The sequence below is a fragment of the Bartonella sp. AP57NXGY genome, from assembly GCF_042195805.1.
In the GTDB taxonomy this organism is placed as follows: Bacteria; Pseudomonadota; Alphaproteobacteria; order Rhizobiales; family Rhizobiaceae; genus Bartonella.
In genome coordinates, this window is the sequence record NZ_JBHIOZ010000018.1 from 1 (window position 1) to 2,865 (window position 2,865).

The 2,865-nt window shown below is 32.7% G+C and carries 3 protein-coding genes; all 3 read right to left on the reverse strand.

What is annotated here, in order from left to right; translation table 11 throughout:
- Window positions 1-2,127: 2,127 nt before the first annotated feature.
- From ACFIL8_RS03730 to ACFIL8_RS03740, 3 genes are read right to left on the reverse strand one after another with little or no spacing between them, the layout of a single operon-like run.
- Entirely contained in the window at window positions 2,128-2,346 is a 219-nt protein-coding gene (locus ACFIL8_RS03730; RefSeq protein WP_375613558.1) for an EexN family lipoprotein, read from the reverse strand.
- Window positions 2,347-2,349: 3 nt separating this feature from the next.
- Entirely contained in the window at window positions 2,350-2,619 is a 270-nt protein-coding gene (locus ACFIL8_RS03735; protein ID WP_375688947.1) for an EexN family lipoprotein, read from the reverse strand.
- Window positions 2,620-2,663: 44 nt separating this feature from the next.
- The gene (locus tag ACFIL8_RS03740) at window positions 2,664-2,864 is read right to left on the reverse strand and encodes an EexN family lipoprotein (RefSeq protein ID WP_375688949.1); all 201 of its coding nucleotides are present in this window, start codon (window positions 2,862-2,864) and stop codon (window positions 2,664-2,666) included.
- Window position 2,865 lies beyond the last annotated feature (1 nt).

The following is a 2,865-nucleotide window of genomic DNA, read 5'->3' on the forward strand; positions in this document are numbered from 1 at the left end:
TATACCATTTACGAATGTCATCGTAAAATGTCTTTCGTGTGCGTTAAGAGATATTTCTTTAAAACAAGTACATAAATATGCAATACAAATATACTAATATACAACATAAGTATATTTCTTTTGGAGCGTTCTTTACTTTTGTGCAAAACATGCCCCATTAGAGCAGCATTAACCAATCTTGCTATGAGATAAACGATCAGAAAACATTTTTATCTTCCGCCGCTCACCTTAAAGGACTAAGATCTTAACTCAATCGGCTCTGTACGCAGTCCGAATTTTTGTCAAACGATCTTCTCCTGACTTTCCCCTCATCTGCTTCACTTAAACGAAAGACTCAACAAATAAACCTACGAATATTCATCGTACACTAAAAAATACTTAAACGTTCCAAGAAAACTTATATGTCTTATATTACCGTTATAAATGACAGTGCTTTATAGCATAACAGGATAAAAAAAGTTTCCAGCAACACAAAACTTACAAAATCAATCAATAGTCCTTTTAAAGCTTTCTTTTTTAGGATTCACAATACTCCAACTCCTTAAGCTTTTATAAAAAAAGGAACGATTTTAAGCTTGCCGAATATGTTGTATCAGCATATATTACAGATTGTAACATATTGTTATTCATAAAATCACCTCAAAAAGAACAGAAAGAGGTTTTTATGGCTGATCTCGTAAAAGCCGCTATGCTTTATTCAACCTTGATTATCACCATCAATGCTTTTGTTGTTATTTTAGTTCTCGTAATAGAAATATACTAAGCATACTCTTTTGGCTTTTTATAATCTGTGCAAATGAGCATCTTAATTTCACATAAGAGCAAAGCAAAATTTTAATTCTACAGATAAACCACACACCCAATTTCAAACATCGCTTGCAACTATTTGAGTATAAACTCTGCTTTTTGTATGCATTTTTAACCATCAGTGTCCGTCTTTTCACGCTATCTTGAATCTCAACTTCACTCCCACCTTAAAAAACGAAATTTTCTATCAGATATGATCTGTAAATAATTTGTCTCTTTATTGAGTAAATTTCCCCTTCAGGGCATATCACAATTCTAAAGAATAATATTTCATGAAGCTTATGATAATCTATTGAACACCATCTTTACCCTTATGAGAGAATAAACCAGCAGCATCACACACTTTTCCAGCCCCAAATGTTGCCAACAAACCTTTAGCACTTGAGATAATTCATAAGAGGCATTTTTACGTCTTTCTTCAACAGTTTTTATCCACACGGCTCTCCCCGCTTGTACCATGCAAGAAGATGGTTTTAATTAATTCAACCGAGAACAGATTTGGAATAAGAGAATCTTACGTTATTCGAGATCCTTATTCAGTATAAAATAATTAAATTATTTTTATAAATCAAAGTGTTATTCAGAAAAACATTCATCACACACTCGAGAACAAAAAACACCTCATACGTAAAGTTTTATATGCGCTCCACCGCTCAACATGATAATATCACGACACAATTAAGATAAAAAAATAACAAGGAAAAACCTTGCAAACTCAGAAAAGAGAGGAGAAAAATGAAAAGATGTGGAGAGCGCTCAATTCCTCACACATCCAGCAAAACCATCCTAGCAAAACTGTCTCACAACTTAACTAATGTTATAATATTCTCAAATCAAAAGAAATTTTTTAAAAATAGTTTGAGAAAAACATTTGAGTATGAAACGATAATAATTCTATTCAGAATGTTTTTCTCTTTATTAAAACAGAGAACGTAATTTCCAAACAAATGTTTCCTCCTAATTTTTCCGAAATTAGCCGCAACACTTAAAGACGATCTTAGTGTGATGAAACATTTATTTGTGATAAACGCAAAAAAACACCCCAAAGATAGATTTAATCTCATATTTTAAATACATGTAACCAAAACATTAAAAAATTAGCAGTAACACGTAACAACTCATTGGGAGGCAATACTATCTACAATTGAAAGCACTTTTGAGCTGAACAAATGACAGTATAGCATACGTTTACACAAAGAGTACTGATCGTAAACGACTAATTCTTGAAGCCATAAAAAGACTCTCTAAAAGTTAGAGAGAGCCTAAAAACGCAATAGAATCAAGAACTAAAAAATTCCTTATTTATTGAACTGTATGTTTTTAATTAATGCCAAACATAAGTTCCATATATGCTTGTCTGGCATGTTGGCAATTTTTAGATTTCTCCATAGAAGATTGATCCAGCTTTTCACATTTTTTTGCCCACTCTTCGAGTAATGTTTTATCTTTCTTAAATTCCGCTACGCTGTAGTTTTTTTCGCAACCAGCAACGACAAGTCCAGTACAAAGCAGCAATGCTGTAATAATAACTTTATTCATGATTTAATTTCCTTCCTTTTTATCTTCAGTTTTTTTCTCGTCATCATGTACAAAGCTTGAACCAGGCCAATCTCGGGCATGAACTTCACGATACGCTTTATCTGCGTTTTTACAATTTTGAGAATCTAAATCCTCTGATATCATGCATTTCATTGCCCATTGCTCGAGTAATTTGGGATCCTTCTTAAATTCCGCTACGCTATAAGTTTTTTCACAACCAGAAACGACAAGTCCAGCACAAACCAGCAATGCTGTAATAATGGCTTTATTCATCAATAAATTCCCCTTTTTCAAATTTACAAAGTTTAGGACACAATTTAGGGCCTTAAAAAAAGTTCTACATATGCTTGTCGAAGGTTTTTACAATTTTGAGAGGATTTGAGCGGTGAATCATCGTTCTCACATTTCTTTGCCCATTCCTCGTATAATTTTTCATTTGTTTTAAATTCTTTTACACTATAAGTTTTTTCACAACCAGTAACAGCAAGTCCAGTACAAAGCAGCAATGCTGTAATAATG